At 54.3% G+C, this 1,092-nt stretch carries 1 protein-coding gene and 1 pseudogene; both read left to right on the top strand.

Going from position 1 to position 1,092, the window contains the following annotated elements; translation table 11 throughout:
- Nucleotides 1-101: 101 nt before the first annotated feature.
- Nucleotides 102-275 (top strand): annotated as a pseudogene (locus ACMWLG_RS25815) (Tn3 family transposase); the annotation flags it as partial.
- A gap of 110 nt (nucleotides 276-385) precedes the next feature.
- The gene (locus ACMWLG_RS25810; RefSeq protein WP_000904905.1) at nucleotides 386-1,045 is read left to right on the top strand and encodes a recombinase family protein; all 660 of its coding nucleotides are present in this window, start codon (nucleotides 386-388) and stop codon (nucleotides 1,043-1,045) included.
- The last annotated feature ends 47 nt before the right edge of the window (nucleotides 1,046-1,092 follow it).

Here is a 1,092-nt window from a genome sequence, read left to right as displayed (position 1 = left end):
CACGCTGAAAATGCCGGCCTTTGAATGGGTTCATGTGCAGCTCCATCAGCAAAAGGGGATGATAAGTTTATCACCACCGACTATTTGCAACAGTGCCGTCACATCTTCGCAAATCGGGGGAAACACCTGAAGAGGAGCATCTGGCAAGATTATCGCCGCTGATACATGGCCATATAAATATGCTGGGGCATTATACGTTTTCGTTACCGGAAGATATTCTGAAGGGCGAGTTAAGACCATTAAATTTCAATACAAACAATGAATTAACCTCTTAGCGTGGTTTTTTACATCATTGGACCTTGAACCCCGAAGCTGGTTGAGATACATTTCCAGAGGTCAATGCAATCGTGGCCGAAGCGCCGCCTCAAACCAACGTTTGTGATACATGCTGATCGGATATGCCCGCGTCTCCAAAGCCGATGGCTCGCAGTCTCTCGACCTGCAGCACGACGCCTTGCGCGCCGCAGGTGTCGAACGGGACAATATCTATGATGATCTTGCTTCCGGCGGTCGTGATGATCGCCCTGGCTTGACTGCCTGCCTCAAGTCATTGCGTGACGGCGATGTGCTGGTGGTCTGGAAGCTCGATCGCCTCGGACGATCGCTTGCCCATCTGGTCAACACGGTGAAGGAGCTGTCAGACCGCAAGATCGGCCTGCGGGTTCTGACTGGAAAGGGCGCTCAGATCGACACCACGACTGCGTCCGGTCGCATGGTGTTCGGAATCTTCGCCACCTTGGCCGAGTTCGAGCGGGATCTGATCCGAGAGCGCACCATGGCGGGTCTCGCCTCCGCGAGAGCGCGCGGTCGCAAGGGCGGACGAAAATTCGCGCTCACCAAAGCTCAGGTGCGTCTCGCGCAAGCCGCCATGGCCCAGCGCGATACTTCAGTTTCCGATCTCTGCAAGGAACTCGGCATCGAGCGCGTCACTCTCTACCGATATGTCGGTCCCAAAGGCGAGCTCAGAGACCATGGAAAGCATGTTCTCGGACTGGCACTGTTGCAAATAGTCGGTGGTGATAAACTTATCATCCCCTTTTGCTGATGGAGCTGCACATGAACCCATTCAAAGGCCGGCATTTTCAGCGTGAC

This window comes from Enterobacter sp. 01-M-02-SI-ECC (assembly GCF_047530595.1).
Lineage (GTDB): Bacteria > Pseudomonadota > Gammaproteobacteria > Enterobacterales > Enterobacteriaceae > Enterobacter > Enterobacter cloacae_M.
Note: the sequence above shows the minus strand (reverse complement) of the source record. Positions and strands in the feature narration are given on the sequence as shown.

Coding starts and splice junctions, on each gene's coding strand:
- ACMWLG_RS25810 (WP_000904905.1), top strand. CDS start 386: ATGCTGATCGGATATGCCCGCGTCTCCAAAGCCGATGGCTCGCAGTCT.